Annotated in this window: 18 protein-coding genes; 14 read left to right on the top strand and 4 right to left on the bottom strand. The window is 39.2% G+C overall.

The window, feature by feature from the left end:
* Positions 1–63 precede the first annotated feature (63 nt).
* Positions 64–837: a 3-methyl-2-oxobutanoate hydroxymethyltransferase gene (gene panB / locus HGR01_RS06545; RefSeq protein ID WP_045869247.1), complete on the top strand. Its 774-nt coding sequence runs from the start codon at positions 64–66 to the stop codon at positions 835–837.
* Between the two features lie 1,034 nt (positions 838–1,871).
* Here the strand turns inward: panB and HGR01_RS06550 are convergent.
* Both HGR01_RS06550 and HGR01_RS06555 read right to left on the bottom strand, forming a co-directional pair.
* Positions 1,872–2,171, bottom strand: coding sequence for a hypothetical protein (locus HGR01_RS06550; protein WP_045869246.1), 300 nt, complete (start codon positions 2,169–2,171; stop codon positions 1,872–1,874).
* Complete coding sequence (locus tag HGR01_RS06555; protein WP_045869245.1) at positions 2,152–2,397, bottom strand: hypothetical protein; 246 nt, start codon at positions 2,395–2,397, stop codon at positions 2,152–2,154. Before HGR01_RS06555 ends, HGR01_RS06550 begins: the two co-directional genes overlap by 20 nt.
* A gap of 468 nt (positions 2,398–2,865) precedes the next feature.
* Here HGR01_RS06555 and HGR01_RS06560 point away from each other — a divergent pair, with 468 nt between their 5' ends.
* From HGR01_RS06560 to HGR01_RS06570, 3 genes are all read left to right on the top strand, one after another.
* Positions 2,866–3,006, top strand: a complete 141-nt coding sequence (locus tag HGR01_RS06560; RefSeq protein WP_168160951.1) for a hypothetical protein — start codon at positions 2,866–2,868, stop codon at positions 3,004–3,006.
* Between the two features lie 396 nt (positions 3,007–3,402).
* On the top strand, positions 3,403–6,045 hold the full coding sequence (gene clpB, locus HGR01_RS06565) for an ATP-dependent chaperone ClpB (RefSeq protein ID WP_045869243.1): 2,643 nt from the start codon (positions 3,403–3,405) through the stop codon (positions 6,043–6,045).
* A 900-nt stretch (positions 6,046–6,945) separates the two neighbouring features.
* Positions 6,946–7,182 (top strand): Nif11-like leader peptide family natural product precursor, encoded by a 237-nt coding sequence (locus HGR01_RS06570; protein ID WP_045869242.1) that lies wholly within the window; start codon positions 6,946–6,948, stop codon positions 7,180–7,182.
* A gap of 153 nt (positions 7,183–7,335) precedes the next feature.
* Here HGR01_RS06570 and HGR01_RS06575 read toward each other — a convergent pair whose 3' ends face one another.
* Both HGR01_RS06575 and HGR01_RS06580 read right to left on the bottom strand, forming a co-directional pair.
* Positions 7,336–7,911 (bottom strand): DUF924 family protein, encoded by a 576-nt coding sequence (locus tag HGR01_RS06575; RefSeq protein WP_045869241.1) that lies wholly within the window; start codon positions 7,909–7,911, stop codon positions 7,336–7,338.
* A gap of 5 nt (positions 7,912–7,916) precedes the next feature.
* Positions 7,917–8,474 carry an SRPBCC family protein gene (locus tag HGR01_RS06580; RefSeq protein ID WP_045869240.1) on the bottom strand — a complete coding sequence of 186 codons (558 nt, stop codon included), beginning with the start codon at positions 8,472–8,474 and terminating at the stop codon, positions 7,917–7,919.
* A 319-nt stretch (positions 8,475–8,793) separates the two neighbouring features.
* Here HGR01_RS06580 and HGR01_RS06585 point away from each other — a divergent pair, with 319 nt between their 5' ends.
* The 10 genes from HGR01_RS06585 to HGR01_RS06630 all read left to right on the top strand — a co-directional run bounded on the left by HGR01_RS06585 (position 8,794) and on the right by HGR01_RS06630 (position 20,162).
* Positions 8,794–8,988: a hypothetical protein gene (locus HGR01_RS06585; RefSeq protein WP_045869239.1), complete on the top strand. Its 195-nt coding sequence runs from the start codon at positions 8,794–8,796 to the stop codon at positions 8,986–8,988.
* 171 nt (positions 8,989–9,159) lie between these two features.
* Entirely contained in the window at positions 9,160–9,321 is a 162-nt protein-coding gene (gene rd / locus HGR01_RS06590) for a rubredoxin (RefSeq protein ID WP_045869643.1), read from the top strand.
* A gap of 212 nt (positions 9,322–9,533) precedes the next feature.
* Positions 9,534–10,772, top strand: a complete 1,239-nt coding sequence (locus HGR01_RS06595) for an NAD(P)/FAD-dependent oxidoreductase (protein ID WP_045869238.1) — start codon at positions 9,534–9,536, stop codon at positions 10,770–10,772.
* Positions 10,773–11,592: 820 nt separating this feature from the next.
* On the top strand, positions 11,593–13,032 hold the full coding sequence (locus tag HGR01_RS06600) for a sugar transferase (protein ID WP_045869236.1): 1,440 nt from the start codon (positions 11,593–11,595) through the stop codon (positions 13,030–13,032).
* 175 nt (positions 13,033–13,207) lie between these two features.
* Entirely contained in the window at positions 13,208–14,641 is a 1,434-nt protein-coding gene (locus HGR01_RS06605) for an oligosaccharide flippase family protein (RefSeq protein WP_045869235.1), read from the top strand.
* A 173-nt stretch (positions 14,642–14,814) separates the two neighbouring features.
* Positions 14,815–15,912 (top strand): glycosyltransferase family 4 protein, encoded by a 1,098-nt coding sequence (locus tag HGR01_RS06610; protein ID WP_045869234.1) that lies wholly within the window; start codon positions 14,815–14,817, stop codon positions 15,910–15,912.
* Between the two features lie 25 nt (positions 15,913–15,937).
* Entirely contained in the window at positions 15,938–17,203 is a 1,266-nt protein-coding gene (locus HGR01_RS06615; protein ID WP_045869233.1) for an O-antigen ligase family protein, read from the top strand.
* 25 nt (positions 17,204–17,228) lie between these two features.
* On the top strand, positions 17,229–18,329 hold the full coding sequence (locus HGR01_RS06620; protein ID WP_045869232.1) for a glycosyltransferase family 4 protein: 1,101 nt from the start codon (positions 17,229–17,231) through the stop codon (positions 18,327–18,329).
* Positions 18,319–19,077: a WecB/TagA/CpsF family glycosyltransferase gene (locus HGR01_RS06625; RefSeq protein WP_045869231.1), complete on the top strand. Its 759-nt coding sequence runs from the start codon at positions 18,319–18,321 to the stop codon at positions 19,075–19,077. Before HGR01_RS06620 ends, HGR01_RS06625 begins: the two co-directional genes overlap by 11 nt.
* A gap of 29 nt (positions 19,078–19,106) precedes the next feature.
* On the top strand, positions 19,107–20,162 hold the full coding sequence (locus tag HGR01_RS06630; protein ID WP_045869230.1) for a glycosyltransferase family 2 protein: 1,056 nt from the start codon (positions 19,107–19,109) through the stop codon (positions 20,160–20,162).
* Positions 20,163–20,348: the final 186 nt, after the last annotated feature.

A 20,348-nucleotide genomic window follows, 5' to 3' on the forward strand; every position in this document is an offset into this window, starting at 1 on the left:
AACTTTAGCCTCTCATCTCTAAACTCTAGTCCCTAACCTCTAATATCTAATCCTCTGTTGAAAATGGTAGTTACCACCCAAAAATTAATTCAATGGAAACAACAAGGACGCTCAATTGTAGCGTTGACAGCTTGGGATTATGCGATCGCACAACTGCTTGATGCAGCTGGGGTAGACTTAATCCTGGTTGGGGATTCTATGTCTGTAATTCTTGGGTATGAAACAACACTGCCAATTACTCTAGACGAAATGCTATACCACGCTAAAGCAGTGCGCCGTGGTGTAAAGCGGGCTTTGATAGTGGTAGATTTACCATTTTTGACTTATCAAGAAAGCATCCAACAAGCTATGCATTCGGCTGGGTCGGTACTGAAGGAAACGGGCGCACAAGCTGTCAAGTTGGAAGGTGGCTACCCGGCAATGGTAGAAACGATCGCACGTTTGGTACAAGCTGGTATCCCAGTTATGGGTCATGTGGGTTTGACACCGCAATCAGTCCATCAACTTGGGTTGCGACAACAGGGTAAAACCCAAGAAAGCGCAGAGAGAATTTTAAATGAAGCGATCGCTCTCGAACAAGCAGGTGTTTTTGCGATCGTGTTAGAGCATATCCCCGCCGATTTAGCATTGCAGATTACGCAAAAGCTCAGTATTCCCACGATTGGTATTGGTGCAGGGATTCACTGTGATGGTCAAGTATTAGTTACTTCTGACATTCTGGGGCTTGCAGAAAAAAATCCCCCATTTGCTAAAGTTTATACTAATTTGCGAAATACCATCACTCAAGCCGTACAAGACTATGCGCTAGAAGTGCGAGAGCGCAAATTCCCTTCTTAAAATAGGGACTGATAATCAGCTTCGGGAAAGGTACGTTACACTTCGTTAACGCATCCTAATGGACTGACACGCCTAAAATAGTGCATAAAAAAACTCTTGTGGGATGGGTGTCTCACCCGTCCAGGGAGGACAAGATGTCCACCCCACAAGAAAAATTATTGCAACATTTTAGCCTTGCCACGCTACTACATGGCTGAGATTTTTTCATAAATTAGGCTAGTACAAAGTTTCGTAGTTGCTTCAGTGATTAGCGAATGATAGTATTAGCTGAAGTTGCTTAGGCAAAAAAATAGTAATTGCAGATAGATGTACAGCAACAGGCACCGTGAAAAACTCATCAACTGCACGCATTCAACGGTAGATTGCCATCACAACATCAGCAATTACTAGGTATAGCTTGAGAGGAAATAAAGATAATAAATAAGTGGTTGGAAATCAACGAAACTAGATTACAAAATGTCAATAGACTTGCAATTCTTACCAATGACTAATGACAAATAACAGCCTTAACTAGTTATCTTAAAATTCCACCGACTTACTTAATTGGTTTGAGCAATTTCAAACAAACTTAGATTGATTAAGAAAATAAGCAATAAGGTAGATACAGTCGTCTTTGCCAGACAGATGAGAATCCGTATATTACTACATAGTTGCGTAAATAAAGTTCAGATTCCTAACAGTGCAAAAGCCTATAATTCAGTGCTTATGAGTTACTCTGTAGCGGCACTAGACTTTGATGATTAGTCTTAAAATTTAGGGAAAATTGCATGGATGTTGGATTTGGACGTTATTAATTTTCAGTAAGCAGAGTAGCCAACTCCTCCAAATCCATCAATGGAGAAAAGAAACCTAAACTAGAGTATTTTTAGAGCAAGCCCATGAAGTTGCTGAATTCTTAGTGCAATGGTACAAGTGATTCTTTAAGAAAATAGGTTGAGTACGTCTAAAAATCGAAGAATCATCTTTTCTCGAGTGAAGACAGATTCATTTCTATTGAAGTATCAATTCTACTCTTAATGGGAAGATTGCAACTTCTAATTTTGTAAATCTGCGTATCTTTGCTCGAGACGAAAATCAGGTGCAGGCTCTAACTTGAGCCATTGTTTACGTTTAGTTTTATTCTTGAGAATATTTACATAATTATCAGCGTAACGGAAAGCTGATGCACGGTCATAAGCAGCAATAGCTACGGCTTGGGAAAATACCTTTGTAGGGATTTCGTAGCCTGCAAATTTTTGCAATAAAACTAACAAATCTTCTTCAGTTACAGGTAAGGAAACTTCTTCTACCTGTTCGGGTTCGTTAAATATTTCTTCATTTAGCGCTTTGGACATTGAGTACCTCCCCAAAAGCATAAGATGCAAAACCTGTGATGAAATTTAGCTGTTGCTCACGAGTCTGTAGATTTACCGGGAGTTCATTACTAGAACATCCAATCTCCCGTAAAATTTCCAAGCAATAAGCACTCAGTTCAGGATATGAAGCTCGTTCCCAATTTCGAGCCACCTCTTTCGCTTTCTCCAGGTTGACTCGAATCACCGTCATTACAGGGCTTGTCATAAATCTACCCTCCTTTTCTGGATATCGTCATTTTGCTCGGAACGACAAATCCATGTAACCGTGTTATTGCGGAATTTCTCTAGGAGGGCTAGGGGAATATCCGGGTATTTACGGTTTATTTTTAGTGGCTATCAGTTGGGGTGACTCTATGTTTTTACACACACTTCATACATAGATATTATTGTCATACTTTATAGCAGAGAAAGGATTGTAGGCGACAATAATTTATATTCTCTTAATATTATTGTGTGTTTACTTACATTTACTTAAGTGTGATTACGTAAAAAACGAGGAATAGAAGTAAGGGATATTTAATGAAAAAACCTACTTTTTTTCCGTTAAAAAATATTGCATAAGCAGTGAGTAAGCAATATTTAACGGCAACTCCCCTTCGTTGGGGGTCATTCTCGAATCCGAAAAAAATTATGGTACACAGAGGGGGACATTGTCGATACTACTTAAGTGAGAATGCGGGACAAGACAGTGATCGCCTACAACAATGTCAGTATTCCCAATTTTCGCCATAAATCACTATATTTCTGGCGGGGGATCGCTTTCTTCAAAGCAGCCGAATCAGGTAATTCTTCCCCATGCCTAAAAATCCTATAACTTCGGGGGTGGAGTTATTCATTGTTATTTGGGCTAATACCAATACTTTTTGGTTAAGGGCAAAAGGGGAAGGGGAAAAGGGACAAGAAAAAACCTTTAACCTTTCCCCTTTCTCCTGCACAGACGCTACGCGTAGCTTGCTTCCCCGCAGGGGTACACCTTTTCCCAAACCAAATTAAGAGTTGACAATCCTTAACCGAGCATTATTGGGGCTAATACTACTACTTAAGAAAGATGTGAAGACCGATCCAGCTAGTTGTCACGCTTTTCTTACAATGACTTTATTAGAACTAATCTAAATTCCCTTTACCATCAACACTTAGCAAGGGCGGATGAACCGTTGTTTGCGGGTGCTAATTATCCCCTCTGTGTCTGGAGTGGTTTCTCCAAAAGCCTATGCAACCTACTAATCCCAACCAATTTACAGAAAAAGCCTGGGAAGCGATCGCCCACACCCCAGATATCGCTAAACAATATCAGCAACAACAGATAGAAAGCGAACACCTAATGAAAGCGCTGCTAGAACAAGAAGGGCTAGCTAGCGGTATATTTACCAAAGCAGGTGTGAATCTGCAAAAAGTCCGCGAGTCTCTTCCAGAGAGGCTTCGCCAACGCGCCGAACAATTTATTCAACGTCAGCCCAAGGTATCCGGTAGCAGTACTTCTGTTTACTTAGGACGTAGTTTGGATACACTTTTAGACCGGGCGGATGGTTATCGTAAAGAATTTAAGGACGATTTTATTTCTATTGAGCATCTGTTGCTCGCTTATGCCAAAGATGACCGCTTTGGTAAAGGTTTATTCCAAGAATTTGGTTTAGACGAAGGCAAACTAAAAAATATTATTAAACAAATTCGGGGGAGCCAAACAGTGACCGACCAAAATCCAGAAGGTAAATACCAATCACTGGAAAAATACGGACGTGATCTTACAGAAGCGGCTCGTAAAGGTCAACTTGATCCGGTGATTGGGCGCGATGATGAAATTCGCCGCACCATCCAAATTCTCTCTCGCCGGACTAAGAATAACCCCGTATTGATTGGTGAACCTGGTGTAGGTAAAACTGCGATCGCGGAAGGATTAGCACAGCGAATTGTCGCCGGTGATGTCCCCCAGTCTCTCAAAGACCGGAAGCTGATTGCTTTAGATATGGGTGCTTTGATTGCAGGGGCGAAATTCCGGGGTGAATTTGAGGAACGTTTAAAAGCGGTATTAAAAGAAGTTACCGAATCTGGCGGCAATATAGTTTTATTTATTGATGAAATTCATACTGTCGTTGGTGCTGGTGCAACCCAAGGCGCAATGGATGCGGGTAACTTACTCAAACCGATGCTGGCTAGGGGTGAATTGCGCTGTATCGGGGCGACAACTTTAGACGAATACCGCAAGTACATCGAAAAAGATGCAGCTTTAGAAAGACGCTTCCAGCAAGTTTATGTTGATCAACCCAGCGTGGAAGATACCATCTCTATCTTACGGGGGTTGAAAGAACGCTATGAAGTTCACCACGGGGTAAGAATTTCCGATAGTTCTTTAGTGGCTGCGGCGACTTTATCTAGTCGCTATATTAGCGATCGCTTCTTACCAGATAAAGCTATCGACCTAGTAGACGAAGCCGCCGCCAGATTAAAAATGGAGATTACCTCCAAACCAGAAGAACTTGACGAAATTGATCGCAAGATTCTGCAACTGGAAATGGAAAAGCTATCTTTGCAAAAAGAAAGCGATGCAGCTTCTCGTGAACGTTTGGAAAGGCTAGACAAAGAACTGGCAGATTTCAAAGAAGAACAAAGAACCCTGAATGCTCAATGGCAATCTGAAAAAGATATTATCAATAAGATTCAGGCTGTCAAAGAAGAAATTGACCGCGTTAATTTAGAAATTCAGCAATCAGAAAGGGATTATGACCTCAATCGAGCTGCGGAATTAAAGTATGGTAAGTTAACCGACTTACATCGCCGACTAGAAGCCACTGAAAGCGAACTCGCACAAGCCCAAGGAACTGGTAAATCCCTCCTACGTGAGGAAGTTACGGAAGCGGATATTGCGGAAGTGATTTCTAAGTGGACAGGAATTCCCATTAGTAAGTTGGTGGAATCCGAAAAAGAAAAACTACTGCACTTAGAAGATGAACTCCACAACCGAGTCATTGGCCAAGAAGAAGCAGTCACAGCCGTAGCCGATGCAATTCAGCGATCGCGTGCTGGTTTAGCAGATCCTAACCGTCCCATTGCTAGCTTTATTTTCCTAGGGCCCACAGGTGTAGGTAAAACCGAGTTAGCCAAAGCCTTAGCAGCATATATGTTCGACACCGAAGAAGCTTTGGTGCGGATAGATATGTCAGAGTACATGGAGAAGCACGCAGTCTCGCGCTTAATTGGTGCGCCTCCGGGATACGTTGGTTATGAAGAAGGCGGACAACTGACAGAAGCAATTCGCCGTCGTCCTTATGCAGTAATTCTCTTCGATGAAATCGAGAAAGCCCACCCCGATGTATTTAACATCTTCCTGCAAATTCTGGATGATGGTCGAGTCACCGATGCCCAAGGTCATACGGTAGACTTCAAAAATGCGATCATTATTATGACTAGCAACATCGGTTCCCAGTACATTCTTGATGTCGCTGGCGATGATGCGCGTTACGACGAAATGCGTCATCGGGTAATGGAAGCCATGCGTAATAGTTTCCGTCCCGAGTTCCTTAACCGTATTGACGAATTAATTATCTTCCACAGCTTGCAGAAGCGGGAATTACGCCAAATCGTCTTGCTACAAGCTGATAGGTTGCGCCAAAGACTTAGCGATCGCAAGATGTCCTTGAGGCTCTCTGATGCTGCTCTTGACTTTTTAGCAGAAGTAGGGTATGACCCTGTATTTGGAGCACGTCCACTGAAGCGAGCGATTCAGCGCGAGTTAGAAACACAAATTGCCAAATCTATCTTGCGCGGCGAATTTAACGATGGCGACTCTATCTTTGTCGATGTCCAAAATGAACGCCTTTCCTTCAGCCGCTTACCTGTGGAAGTGTTTAGTAGTTAGATGGGCATGGGGCATTGGGGATAGGGCATGGGAAAGACAGATTTTCATACTTAGTTGTACCAAACCCTGGTATGGATGACTAGTTTGATAGCCTTATTACAAAAAAGCCAAGATTTACTATAAATCTTGGCGTTTTTGCTTGGAATTACACACACAATATAGTTTGCTTAACGAAAAAAGGGAAAAGGATTGAATTCACCCTTACCCTTTTCCCATTACCCTTTTCCCAAATCATGAGGGAAATGCAAAATACTTATCCGAACCGCATTGAACACACACAAGTATATTTACTCAAGTGATGAGCGATCGCTATTTAGTTAAACACCTGCAAAAAATTTTATTTTTTCTAAAAAAAAATTCCCCCTAAGTAGCAAAAACCGCATTATAATAATTTTTTACAATCACCTTTAATAGTTAATACTCAATTGCGATCGCTAGTATGCTTTGAAATTGTAGAAATATGCCTTTTGATTGTAGACGGCTTGCGTGCAACTTATACAATCCAAACAAAAACCTCAATGACTATGACTAGCATTTAAGGGACTTCCAAATAAAAAAATATCCCAGTATTTATTGTGGGGTGGACATCTTGTCCGCCCAGATTATGTGGCGGGCAAGATGCCCGCCCCACAAGATGGAATAATTTATTTCTTGGAAATCCCTAATGCAATTTTTTTTGATAGGTAAACCAGCTCGTAGTCAGCACTTTACGTCTAGCTGCGAACTCATCAATATGGATTACCTAGAGCATTAATTAACCAGATACTAAGTACAAGAACTTCAAGTTTTTGTAAAAACTTGAAGCAGAATCTTGAAGGCTAAATTATTAACCCGGAATCCGGGTTTATTGTCATGTAGTTTTGAGTAAATAAGAAAACTAATATTATCAGGAAAAATTTTATGGCACTAGAACAGGTTAAAGCATTTTATGACCTATTAATGTCAGAACCAGCAATTTACGATCAATACCAAAACAAGTGCTGTAGCCGAGGATTTTTTGGCAGTTGTCATTGGGATAAAAGTAAAATTGTGAGATTTGCAGCGACTCACGGTTACAACTTCAATGAAAACGAGCTAGACCAAGTATGGTTTGAAACAGAGTCTAATTATGCTGATGATTCTTTGAATTTAGCCTAGTCGGGAACTTTTTTCTTAAATTTAAATCTGCTACCTGCTTGCACAGGCGAACTGGTTTTGTTTGTTTATAGCGTAGAAGAATATTGTGTGGAAAATAAGAATTGGTAGAAGACGCTTTCTTCTATCTAGAAAGCGTCTTGCAATGAAATTACCTTAAAAGGACGAACCAGCCTGCTTTAAAAACTCTATTTCCTCTGGAGTTGAAGGTCGTCCTAAAATACTATTGCGATGGGGAAACCGCCCAAAGCGCTCAATTATTTCCATGTGGCGAAAGGCATACTTAATAGCACCAGCACTCTCAGGATCGTGACTAATTTGCTGAAATAGCTTCACACAACGGCGCTGATCCTCTAAATTCTCACTATGCTCAAAGGGTAAATAGATAAACCAGCGTTGTACAGGCAAAAATTCGCGATCGTACTGTCTCGCCACCGCTTGCTGTGCTGCTGAAAGCGCTTCCCAATCAGTAGCAAAAGCTTCGGGAGTACCGCGAAACATATTCCGGGGAAATTGATCTAGCAGCAAAATCAAAGCTAAACAAGTTTCTGGTAAATCTACCCAATCATCTAAATATCCCGCAGCTGCTTTTTGGTAATCTTTCAGAAAACGGTTGGTCATTTCCCGATCAAAATCTGGTGTTTTGCTAAACCAAAAAGTCTGAGGTTTGCCATAACCAGGTTCATCAGGATGACCAAACCAGAATTCCAAAATAGCTTTTGCCTGTGACATTGCTGTTATTGACCTTTACAAAGCACTTGCCGCATTTTACGCATATTAGCAGGTAATTCAAAGTTCATTGCTTGTTGGATAATAATTGAAGGAATCAAGAGATTGGGAGTGGCTTGCACATTATAAGCAAGCAATGTGCCATTTCCGCAATCTTGTAACTCTAAATTAGCTTTAAAGTCTTCAAACGTTCCTTTTTCCATCCGAAACTGAATTTGCTGTCCCAAAACTTCCACAACATTCAGATAAATTTCTACCTGTGCTGTGAAAAATAAGAAAGCTTTTTGTGCAGCTTGGTACAGACGCTTAACTTCTCCTTTAGACACAACCTCACTTTTAGTAATGTCAGGAAAATAATGTACCCAACGGGGGTAGTCAGTTAATTGTTGCCAAACCTGCGATCGCACTAGTGGAACATACATCCAAGCAGTGACAGCACCACCCCACGCGGTGTGCGATTCCGTTTTTACCAAGATTTCACCCTGTATGAGCAATTTTTGCTCGTTTTGACTCCAAGGCATATCTGAACCTTTAATAGTTGAGTCTGAAATTTGAGACGCAGACATATTTCCTACCTTGACTCCTCAACTTATCCACATATATTTGAACTGCAAACCTACAAACTGGATCGAGTTCAACCCCTTAAATTCTAGTTGCAGTTCAACAGATCTATTTTCCGGAAATAGTGATTTCTCAGTAAATTTTTAGTGAATATACTGAGAGAATATGTATTTTAGATGAAGCAAATTTAAATAAAATATTGAAACGCTTTTACGCGAGTCACACTATTAAGTAAAAAAGGAAATTTATAAAGGATAGAATGGCACAAAGATTATCAAATATGCAAGTTACTTTCAAAAAATATTGATATTCAAGGAAAAATAGATGAGTCAATCTTCTTTAAATCGTAGATTAACCCAAGTTTTCGGTATCCTCTTAGGCATGGGAATAGCCGTATGGTTGCTGAGAGGGTTTGGGGTTCTGACTTTTCTCCCTGGTGGCATTATTTGGCTGTTATTTCTAGCAGCGATCGCAGTTGCAATTCTCAGTTACGTGCAAAAAACTTGGTGGCGGTTTTAGGGGATTGGGGAATGAGGGAGAAAAGGGGGAAAGGGGAGAAATTCCCATTACCAATTACCAATTACCTATTACCCAAAGACAAATGATAAACCCCCTCCCCAGTTAGTGATGGATGGTAGGAAGCCTATGGTAAAGTGCAGCAAAATCGGCAATTTACCAGGAGAAAGTACAATGTCTAAGTACATTTGTAGTGTCTGTGGCTATGAATACGACCCCGAAGTAGGCGATCCAGATAGTGGGGTAGAACCAGGCACAACTTTTGAAGAAATATCCGATGATTGGGTATGTCCGGTTTGCGGCGCTGCGAAAGAAGAATTTGAACCAGCAGAATAAGTGTGAAAATCACAGCTAGTACAAGTCGGCGTAAATAGCGCAAAGTTGGCGGTGTCGGTTTCCGTCCCGCCAAACTTTGTAAGAGAAACAGCCCATCTGTAATTGCTAAAAGGCTTGTGCTATAACTATGTCTTTCTTTTGACTTTTGACTTTTGACTTTTGCCTTGTTGTACTAGGCTAGAAAGTAGTTGTGATTGAGACCGATTGTAAACTTGTTACCGTTGAAAGTTGTAGTTATTGGGGGCGGGGCTGCGGGATTTTTTGGTGCGATCGCTTGCGCTAATGCTAATCCTCATGCCCAAGTTATTTTATTAGAAGCCAGCCGTCAGCCACTAGCAAAAGTCCGCATTTCTGGTGGTGGACGCTGTAATGTCACTCATGCTTGCTTTGAACCCGAGAGGCTGGTGCAAAATTACCCCAGAGGCGAAAAAGCCTTGCGGGGTGCTTTTTCGCGCTTTCTACCCCAAGATACAATAGCTTGGTTTGCTAAACGCGGAGTCACGCTGAAAACTGAATCTGATGGGCGGATGTTTCCTATCACCGATAGTTCAGAAACTATTGTTGAATGTTTGATGAATGCAGCCACCAACGCTGGGGTAGAACTGCGTGTTGGGACACCTGTGGTTGCAGTCAAACGAGAAACTGAGACAACAGGGTTTGAGATAATTTTGAAGTCGGGAGAGAAGCTAAAGTGCGATCGCTTACTCCTTGCCACAGGTAGCAGCCTGGTAGGGTATAAAATTGCCCAGGAGTTAGGTCATCAAATTGTATCGCCTGTCCCTTCCTTATTTACCTTCAATATTCCCGATCAACAATTAAGAGCATTAGCCGGAATCAGTGTTAACCCCGTACAGTTGCGTTTGCCTATGAGTGGTAAAGCTGCTTTACAACAAACTGGATCTGTACTGATTACTCATTGGGGTTTAAGTGGCCCCGCAGTTTTGAAGCTTTCAGCTTGGGGTGCGAGAGTCTTATATGAAAGCCGCTATCAATCGAAATTACTCATTAATTGGCTACCTGATTTGTCACCAGAACAAGTAAAGGAAAAAATCTTAGCTGTCAAAACTGAATGGGGAAAGCGACCGATTGCTCTACATCGTGGCGTTGACTTACCGCACCGTCTCTGGCAATATATTCTTACGCGTGTAGGTATAACTACAGAATACCGATGGGCAGAACTGTCTAACAAAACTTTAAACAAGATGTTGGCAGAGCTGACTCAAGGAGAATACTTAATTGCAGGTAAAGGAGCCTTTAAAGAAGAGTTTGTTACCTGTGGAGGTGTTAATCTTAAAGAAGTCAACTTTAAAACAATGGAAAGTAAGTTGATTCCAGGTTTTTACTTTGCAGGGGAAGTGTTAGATATAGATGGCGTGACAGGTGGGTTTAACTTCCAAAGTGCTTGGACTACTGCACATCTAGCTGGTATATCCATAGGAATGAATAATTAAGTTTTACTTAACTTAACAATTAGTTTTAGTAATTGTTCGGTAATTCTAGCATAAATACGTAATTAAAAATCTTCTTTATATTATCAACATAAAATAAATTTGGTGAGACATAAAAATTAAATACTCGGTAAAGATGCAGTGAATTTTGTAGGTATGCGAGCTAGAAATGTTAACTTCTAACTAGCGAACGCTCTTTCATGCGAAACCAAAAGTCGAGTTAGATGAAACAGATAGCTCTAAACACCAGGGACAATCTACCTACTGAAGTTCATCCCCCTCTCGAGATAGATTCATCAATTGTTAATTTGGTGAGACAATATCTAAGTAGTATTACCAGTTGGGGAGGCAAGTTCAGTAAGCTCTTTAATGAGATATTCGGAGGCTATGATGTGGGAATTACATTCTGCCAACCGGATATATGTTACCTCTTGCCAGCAACATAGTTTAGCTAATGCCTGACAATTGCTATAGCTAGAGCGAAAAGGCAATGTGGCAACCAAAACCTTAATTACTATAGTTAAGTAATGGATAAGCAAGCCACAAAAACCAAGAGGAAACCATAAATACTTACGTCTTGCTACTACGTAAAGTTTGAATTAAGAACTAATAAATAACCAGTTTAGCAGTCTCTTCGGCTGTAAATTTTCTACAAATTGAAGAGCAAGAACTCCTTGTGCATATATAAATTATTTGCACCTTGCTGCTGAACATAATTGCAGTGCTTACTTAACCTCGCACTCAAGTTTTTAATCAACCTAACTCAAGTTGCAATTCAGCAAACAAATATCCTTGCTGACTGAGAATAATCAAACTAAAGTTTATGACAATAAAAACTGTAACTAATGCCCCCTTCAGAGAGGCACCACTAGACTTACGCGCATCTGTACCTATTAGGCTAAGAAAGGGCTTATGGTGGCTACGATTCCTCACTCTAGGTTTACTAGACTCCACAGTTCTATTCCTAGCTTGGATATTGGCTAAATATCATACTGATGCTGTAGATTTCACTTGGCAAATACCAAGCACTTTTTCACCAATACTCATGACTATTGCTATTCAAATAGTAGCATTAGCCATTCAAGGTAATTATCAACCTGGAAAAAAGCGTTACGACTATTTAAATATTCTCAAAACATTAACTTTTGCCCACGGATTAATACTAGCTTTTGTATTTTTATACCAACCTGATGTTGAAATTTCTCGTACAACATTAATCTGGTCTTGGTTGCTCAGTACATCTTTAGTTAGTCTGGGCAGATTTGCCACAAATCTGACACTTGAACATCTTCGTCATCGCAAAATATTAGGACAGTCTTATGTTTTTATTATTTGCGATCCCGAAGATACCGAAAAGTTTATCAGCCTGATCAAAAAAGAAAAGCGTTACATCATCTGCGGAACTGCTAGTCCCAGATGTTTAGATCGTTACTATCGCCAAGAGACTTTAGAAAAACTCAATGATTTAGGCGTAACTGAAGTATTTATTGCTTGGAATGCCATCAAAAATAGAATGTTTATCCGTTGGCTATTTCAGTCATCTGGCATCCTGGTACATCTTTTGTCAGCGGAAATCAAAAACATTTATAGAAATGTAGAATTTAATGAGATTGGTGGCGTAACTTGTCTTAGCTTAGATTGCCCCATCATCACAGCCAAGGACTTTTGGATCAAAAGAAGTTTGGATTTTTGTTTAGCAGCAATCTTAATATTTTTGTTATCCCCAATTTTTCTGGCAATTTCTATAGCCATCAAGTTAGATTCTCCCGGCACAGTATTTTATCGACAAACCCGCATTGGTTTACGTGGCAGACCTTTCAAAGTATGGAAATTCCGAACAATGAGATCGGATGCAGAGAAACTGCAAAGAGAGTTAGAGGCATTAAACGAGACTAAAGATGGAATCATTTTTAAGATTAAAAATGACCCTCGCATTACCCGTGTAGGCTCATTCCTGCGTCGTTATAGCCTAGATGAAATCCCTCAACTTTTTAACATTCTTTGCGGAGAAATGAGTTTGGTTGGCCCTAGACCTTTACCTACCAGAGATGTAGATAAATTTTCTGAACATCATTTTATCCGTCATGATGTTTTACCTGGGATTACAGGTCTTTGGCAAGTTTCAGGCAGATCCAATATCTTAGATTTTGAACAAGTAATCCAGATGGATCTTAGCTACATTGAACATTGGTCACTTTGGCTAGATTTTGAAATTTTGTTCAAAACAGTCAAAGTAGTTTTGACTAAAGAAGGCGCTTATTAAACTCTATTAATTAGCAATACTGAGTACTCACACTATCCAGAAATATTAACTTGTGGAAGATAGCAAAATATCTAAAGCAAGTCACAAAACTGCGGTAGCTTCTGTATAAATCTAGTCTAAATATTCCATACCGAGTTTTACTCAAAAAAACAAAATCACACCAAAAATATAGATAATGGGAAAGACAAAAGTTCTCATCAATTCTCTGTCACTTTTAATAAATCGTCTGGCACAAGGAGTTACAACTTTTGTCTTAACTGCGGCTATAGCTCGTAATTTGGGAGCTTACGCTTTAGGTCAATACCTATTAGCAATTAGCTATTACTATATCTTTGTTAACCTTGCTTCTCAAGGTTTAAAGACTTTGTTTACGCGAGAACTTTCCCGTTCGCCAGAAGAAACTCCTGTTTATCTCGTGAGTGGGACTTTGTTGCAGCTAATTCTCAGCTTTATTGGCTACTTAGGACTTGTAGTTTGGGTATTTTTGTTACCCTATAGCGCTGACACATCAATTGTTTGTTACGTTATGGGTTTAGCTATTTTGCCCTTTGCGCTTTCTAACATTACAGAAGCGATTTTCCAAGCCCAAGAAAAAATGCATTTAATTACGATCTCAACAGTACCAATTTACATCCTGCGTTTATTGGTAATGCTTTGGGTTATGCAAATGCGTTATGGAGTAGTACATATTGCGGGTATATTAGTAATTTCTGAATTATTAATTACTATAATTCAGTGGATTTTACTCACTAGAATGATTCAACCTCAATGGCAAATTAAGCGAGACTTTATTTTCAATACTATCAAAGCTGCTCGGACATTTTTTGCTCTTGAAGGTGTAGGAATTATTGCTGGTAAGTTAGACGTACTCATACTCTCCCTGTTAGGGAATGAGTTTTTAATAGGTCTTTATGGCGCTGTTACACAATTGATGCAGCCATTTTATATTGTTGCCAATAGTGCAAATATGGCAGCCTTTCCCCGTATGTCTAAGGCAGTATATTTGGGTAAAGAAGAACAAAGAGAATCTACAGAAAATATTATTGAGCTTCTACTTTGTATGGGGTTACCTTTTGCATTAGGATTGTGGTTCTTTGGCAAAGATTTATTATTATTTGTTTATAAAGATCAAAGCTTTTTACAAGCAGATACAATTCTACATCTGATTTCATTAGGAATTATTGCAGGTACATTTTCTAAAGCACTCAGTTATTTGTTAATAGCTAACGGTCTAGAGAAGTTTAATCTTTTAGAAGTTGCTTTAACATCTACAGTTGGAGGATTAGCAGGGATAGTATTTATTTCACAGTATAAGTTATTAGGTGCCGCATTGATGGGGTTGGTGATGTCTTTAGTAAACTTTAGTTTATATATGTATGTTACATATCGCCGTCTCTTTTCATTGCGTCTATGGAATGTCCTGCGTCGTCCACTACTAATTACATTTTTAATGTTAATTGTATTTGTGCTATTAGAAAAGCTCAATTTAGATTTCTTAGTAATTTTAATTGCATCAATCTGTGCTTACGGCTTATTAATGGGTGCAATGACTGTGCAACAATTAGGAGGTATTCATAAAATCAGGCAGAAAATATTTAAAGAAGGCTAATTAACAGTATTTTTAACGATATCTCATGTCGTTAAAGATTAAATTTATTTGTTTACTGTCAAATAGCCAAAAATCAAAATGTTAGAGATGAGGTTACTCAATTACTAATACATAATAATTAAAATCTCAAGCATTTCATCCATTTTTTTAATTAAAATTTAATTGTAAATCAAATGGCTATTAAAGTCGCTTTACTCAATTTTTGCTTTGATGATTACACTATTGAATTAGCCAATAGCTTAGTCAATTATGTTGATTTAACTTTAATCCAGCAACAAAAGAGTGCCCCTGCTTGCAAAGGTGTACTCGATGAACGTATTCCAGTACTAAGATTTGAAAAACCACCCATGCGTCATCCTCGCAATATCCGTTCCATAGCCGAGATGATGCATATTATTCGAGAAGTTCAGCCTGATGTTCTCCATGTTCAAGAATCTAATGATATTTGGTATTTATTAAATCTTTTATTCGCTAAAATGCCGCCCCTAGTGACAACAATTCACGATGTGTTTGGTCACCCAGGGGATGGAGAACAAGTATTTGCTTCTCAATATACTCGACCTATAGCGTTTTATCGTTCCCAACAATTAATTGTCCATACACAACAGCATCAAGAAACTTTAAATCAACAATTTCGCATACCAAAAGACAAAATTAATATTCTGCCACATGGTGAGCTTGGCAGTTTATATCATCGCCGTACACAGAAATATAGCTCCCCGAAAGAACCAGCTACCTTGCTATTTTTTGGCAGAATTTGGCCGTACAAAGGCTTAAAATATTTGCTACAAGCAATGCCGTTAGTTGCTGAACGTATTCCTGATGTCAAGCTAATTATTGCTGGTAGAGGCGAAAATATTCATCAATATTTTCCGCATGGATATGATGAACAGCGCTACGAAATTATTAATAATTTTATTTCTAATGAAGATGTAGTGAAGTTATTTCAACGTAGCACAGCTACTATTCTGCCATATATTGAGGCATCTCAAAGTGGCGTAGCAGCTTTATCATATGGTATGGGAACGCCAATAATTGCTTCGGAAGTGGGAGGTTTAAAAGAGATAGTTCGCGATCAAGAAGATGGTTTATTGGTTCCACCGGGTGATGTGGAAGCCTTAGCAAAGGCAATTATTCATTTATTAAGTGATGATCAATTGCAGCAAAAAATGCAAATTGCAGCCCTATCTCGCTCTCAGCAAGACTTGAATTGGTCAAATATTGCTGCTCAGACAGTAGATGTTTACCACAAAACTATCAAATATGCGTAAATGAAGCACTTTTCAGTATCAGGATATGAAAAAACTTTTGGGATTTTTTGAGCGAGCATTCACAGTTTTGTCCCTGTTACATTATTCAGGTGGGCCACTAGTATTGATATTGATGGGTGGTCAAAGTGAGGGAGAAGCTCTAGTCCAGGATTTTGACTCTATCCCAGTTCGGATACTGTTCATCATTATTTATGCAATTACGCTATTGCTGCTGATTGCTCGCTGGAAAAAAGTAATTTATCTACTCCGCAAAGATAAATTTATCTGGAGTTTAGTGGCAATTGCAGTATGTTCTATTTTTTGGTCTTATGACCCAACTACTACACAGACTAGAGCTATTGGATTAGTAGGAACAAGTTTATTTGGAATTTACTTAGCTACACGTTATACCCTCAAAGAACAGCTCGAGTTATTGGCATGGACATTTGGTTTAGCAGTTATTTTAAGTTTGATGTTTTCTGTAGGATTACCCAAATATGGTGTAATGGGTGGGGTACATGCTGGAGCTTGGCGGGGTATTTACCCTCATAAAAATTCTTGTGGCATTATCATGATGCTAAGTGCGCTGGTATTTTTGCTACTTGCTATTGACAAGAAAGAAAGGTCTCTGCCTTTGTGGTTGGGATTTGGATTGTCAATAATCATGTTGTTAATGACAAGATCAACATCATCTCTTTTAAATTTTGGGAATATGATGTTCGCATTCTTCTTCTTTCGAGGATTACGCTTGCGATTAGATATGATGATTCCCGCCTTATGCTTTTTTGGTTCTATATTTGCCAGTTTATTTATCATCCTGCAGTCAAATAGCGATAGTATCCTGGCTTCTTTCGGTAAAGGTTCTAACCTCAGTGGTCGTACAGATCTATGGTTGGCTGTATTGGATATGATTTGGAAAAAGCCTTTGCTAGGCTATGGTTACGGTGCTTTTTGGCTAGGGGAAAATAGTGAAGCTGTTAATGTTTGGTACGCAGTTGGTTGGAAAGCACCTTATGCTCACAATGGATGGTTAGATATTTGGCTGACAGTAGGAATTTTAGGATTATTATTATGTGCATTAGGTTTTACATTCAGTTTAATACGGTCATTTATTTGGGTTTATCAAACCAAAACTGTTGATGCTTTTTGGCCTGGTATTTACATTACATATATCTTTTTAGCTAATATGACAGAAACAACATTTATGGTGCAAAATGATATATCTTGGGTGCTATATGTGGCAGTAGGACTCACAGTATTACTACCACCAAAAACTCATAATCAACAGTTAAATAAACAGAAATTTATTTGAAATAAATTATTTAATAATTTAAATCATGAATAAAATTAAAATATTGATGATTGGCGCAAGTCTTCAACAGAATGGAGGCATTGCAACTGCTGAGAAATTAATAATTAATTATATTAATTATCTTATAGATATTGAGCATATAACTAGCCACGATGAAGGTTCAATTGTCCACAGATTAATAGTATTTACTAAAGCTTTAATCAAGTTAATCTGGTGTCTGACAATTCAAAAAATTGCCCTTGTACATATTCATCTTTCAGATGGAGGGAGTGTTTTACGTAAAGCAATTTTGCTAATTGTAACAGCAATATTTGGCAAGCCTGTATTAATGCACGCTCATGGGGCAGAATTTCATGTAACTTACAGTAAATTACCGCTATGGGCACAAAAAACTGTCAGTTGGGTATTTCGCCAAAGCCAAGGATTTATCGTGCTTTCCAATACTTGGAAAGACTATTATGTGAGCAACTTAGGATTAAATCCAAAACAAGTGATTGTGATGCCTAATCCCACAGAAATACCTGCTGAAATTCCCAATCGGGCTAACTCTACTCAGCTAAATTTAGTTTTTTGTGGACGGGTAGGTCAACGTAAAGGTGCATTTGATTTAATTGAGGCGTTTGCTAAATTGCCTGATAGCCAAAAAGCTCATACCAAGTTGATTTTGGCAGGAGATGGTGAGATTAGCAAAGCACAAGAATTAGCCGATAATCTCAACCTAACAGAGAAGGTAACTTTTTTAGGTTGGATTGATGCAAAACAAATGAATGAGCTATTATCCCAAGCCAATATATTTGTTTTGCCTTCCTATAACGAAGGTCTACCTATGGCTATTTTAGAAGCTATGGGCTGGGGGTTACCCATAATTGCAACACCTGTTGGGGGTATACCTGAATTAATAGTTAACCAGCAAAATGGTCTTTTAGTTACCCCGGGAAATATACAAGAGCTATCGCAAGCGATACAATTATTAATTGCAGATGAAAGTTTACGCCTGGCTCTAGGGAAAGTTGCTAGAAAAAATGTTGAGCCGTTTGATATTAAAAATTATTGTCATAATTTAGCCGAAACCTATTATTCAATATCTAACTTTCATCCAACTGAGGAGATACTGCATGAGAATTAATATTTGTGGTGTGGAGATAGATAAATATAGTTTTGAGGAAGTTACTAGCCAAATTGTCAATCATGCGATTTCTAGGAGTCAGCCCGAATATGTGGTTACTCCTAATGCTATGCATATTTTAACTTTACAAAAAGATGCTTATTTTAGAGAAATTTACCGCCAAGCTTTTTTAGTAGTACCAGATGGTGTATCTCTTTTATGGGCCGCTAAATTTTTGCAAACCCCCTTAAACGGCAGAGTGAACGGCACAGATTTGTTTGAAAAGCTCTGTGCTGTAGCAGCAGAAAAAGGGTTAAAGATATTTTTATTAGGTGGTCGTCCGGGAGCAGCAGATCAAGCTAAACAAAAGCTCAAAGCTAGACATCCAAATCTGTCAATTGTGGGTACTTATTGTCCCCCTTATGGATTTGAAAACCAGCCAGAAGAATTAGCCGCAATTAATTCTAAAATTAAAGCTGCCTCTCCCGATATTCTATTTGTAGGATTGGGAGCACCCAAACAAGAGAAATGGATAGCTCAGAATTATCAAGAGTTAGAAGTACCAATTTCTGTTGGTATTGGCGTAAGCTTTGAGCTAGTGGCTGATATGGTCACAAGAGCGCCAGTCTGGATGCAAAAGTCAGGTCTAGAATGGTTGTTTCGGCTGATAGTTGAACCTAGCCGTTTGTGGAAGCGATATATCCTGGGCAATCCTACATTTATTTGGCTGGTATTGAAGCAGCGTTTTCAGACATTAATGTTGAACTAATCATCAATAAATAATCAGAGGGTAGAAGAGTGAAAATTAGTATTGGTATACTTGCTTATAACGAAGCTAATTGTATTAGCAACACACTGCAATCTTTATTTGCACAGAGTATATTTCAAACAGCTGATAGTAATACAGCAATTGAAATTGTGGTAGTACCCAATGGTTGCACTGATGAGACAGATGCGATCGCACGTACCACATTAGAAAAGTTAGTTCAGTCTACCGTTAATCCTGCTGTTTCTGGAAAAGTCTGCGAAGTTAAAGAAGCAGGTAAGCCTAATGCTTGGAATAATTACGTCCATCAGTTTTCTGACCCCAGTGCCGATTACATATTCCTGATGGATGCGGATATTCAATTTCTGGCTCCTACTACTCTGCATTCAATGGTAGAAGCTCTGGAAGTCAATCCTCATGCTTGTGTATCTGTAGATACATTAGTCAAGGATGTAGCCCTGAAGGAGAAGAAAAGTTTAATAGATCAGCTATCGCTGGCTGTTTCTAAAGTATCAGGAGCTAAATCAGTCTGGATTTGCGGGCAGCTTTATTGTGCTAGGGCTGACGTATTACGTAGAATTTGGATGCCCAAAGGTATTGAAGTAGAAGACGGCTTTTTGTGGAAGATGGTTGTGACCAACTTGTTAACTTCCCCAGAAGTACCAGAACGGGTGGTACGTGCTGATTCTGCATCCCATGTATTTGAAGCTTATACTGACATTCGTCGCTTACTCCGCCATGAACGATGGTTGATTTTAGCTAACACCATCAACACATTGATTTATGAAGACTTACAAGCCATCTGCAACCAGCACCAAGATGCAGGTGCAATTATCAAAGCTCGCAATGAACAAGATCCATTATGGGTCAGCAAGTTAATCCAAGCCAACGTTTCCCAAAAAAGCGGTTGGGTAATTCCCTCATGGTTGCTGTTACGTCGATTTAATAGCTTGCTGCAATTATCCTTACATAAGGCAGTGCTGTTTTTGCCTGTAGCAGTCACCGCATTTTGTGTAGACCTACTGGTTTGTTTGCAAGCCAATGATAAATTAAACAATTGGCAAGAATACATTTCTAATAAGGCGTGAATCTATCCAGTAGCAGTGATCAACTGTGTAGCCTAGAACGTTAAGGGTCAAGGATCATAGAGTCATAAGTCAAAAGGTGCATCTTCATTTTTCCCAGTCATACATCCCCGATCCCCACTACCCCCCAAGTTCCCCAGTCCCTATTTTCAAATCGATAAACTTAGCTCACAACATGAGGATGATGCG

This window comes from Tolypothrix sp. PCC 7712 (genome assembly GCF_025860405.1).
Lineage (GTDB): Bacteria > Cyanobacteriota > Cyanobacteriia > Cyanobacteriales > Nostocaceae > Aulosira > Aulosira diplosiphon.

What these genes read in the sequence shown, in the direction of transcription:
- panB (WP_045869247.1), top strand. Translation starts at nt 64, where the DNA reads ATGGTAGTTACCACCCAAAAATTAATTCAATGGAAACAACAAGGACGC.
- HGR01_RS06550 (WP_045869246.1), bottom strand. Translation starts at nt 2,171, where the DNA reads ATGTCCAAAGCGCTAAATGAAGAAATATTTAACGAACCCGAACAGGTA.
- HGR01_RS06555 (WP_045869245.1), bottom strand. Translation starts at nt 2,397, where the DNA reads ATGACAAGCCCTGTAATGACGGTGATTCGAGTCAACCTGGAGAAAGCG.
- HGR01_RS06560 (WP_168160951.1), top strand. Translation starts at nt 2,866, where the DNA reads ATGCGGGACAAGACAGTGATCGCCTACAACAATGTCAGTATTCCCAAT.
- clpB (WP_045869243.1), top strand. Translation starts at nt 3,403, where the DNA reads ATGCAACCTACTAATCCCAACCAATTTACAGAAAAAGCCTGGGAAGCG.
- HGR01_RS06570 (WP_045869242.1), top strand. Translation starts at nt 6,946, where the DNA reads ATGGCACTAGAACAGGTTAAAGCATTTTATGACCTATTAATGTCAGAA.
- HGR01_RS06575 (WP_045869241.1), bottom strand. Translation starts at nt 7,911, where the DNA reads ATGTCACAGGCAAAAGCTATTTTGGAATTCTGGTTTGGTCATCCTGAT.
- HGR01_RS06580 (WP_045869240.1), bottom strand. Translation starts at nt 8,474, where the DNA reads ATGTCTGCGTCTCAAATTTCAGACTCAACTATTAAAGGTTCAGATATG.
- HGR01_RS06585 (WP_045869239.1), top strand. Translation starts at nt 8,794, where the DNA reads ATGAGTCAATCTTCTTTAAATCGTAGATTAACCCAAGTTTTCGGTATC.
- rd (WP_045869643.1), top strand. Translation starts at nt 9,160, where the DNA reads ATGTCTAAGTACATTTGTAGTGTCTGTGGCTATGAATACGACCCCGAA.
- HGR01_RS06600 (WP_045869236.1), top strand. Translation starts at nt 11,593, where the DNA reads ATGACAATAAAAACTGTAACTAATGCCCCCTTCAGAGAGGCACCACTA.
- HGR01_RS06605 (WP_045869235.1), top strand. Translation starts at nt 13,208, where the DNA reads ATGGGAAAGACAAAAGTTCTCATCAATTCTCTGTCACTTTTAATAAAT.
- HGR01_RS06610 (WP_045869234.1), top strand. Translation starts at nt 14,815, where the DNA reads ATGGCTATTAAAGTCGCTTTACTCAATTTTTGCTTTGATGATTACACT.
- HGR01_RS06615 (WP_045869233.1), top strand. Translation starts at nt 15,938, where the DNA reads ATGAAAAAACTTTTGGGATTTTTTGAGCGAGCATTCACAGTTTTGTCC.
- HGR01_RS06620 (WP_045869232.1), top strand. Translation starts at nt 17,229, where the DNA reads ATGAATAAAATTAAAATATTGATGATTGGCGCAAGTCTTCAACAGAAT.
- HGR01_RS06625 (WP_045869231.1), top strand. Translation starts at nt 18,319, where the DNA reads ATGAGAATTAATATTTGTGGTGTGGAGATAGATAAATATAGTTTTGAG.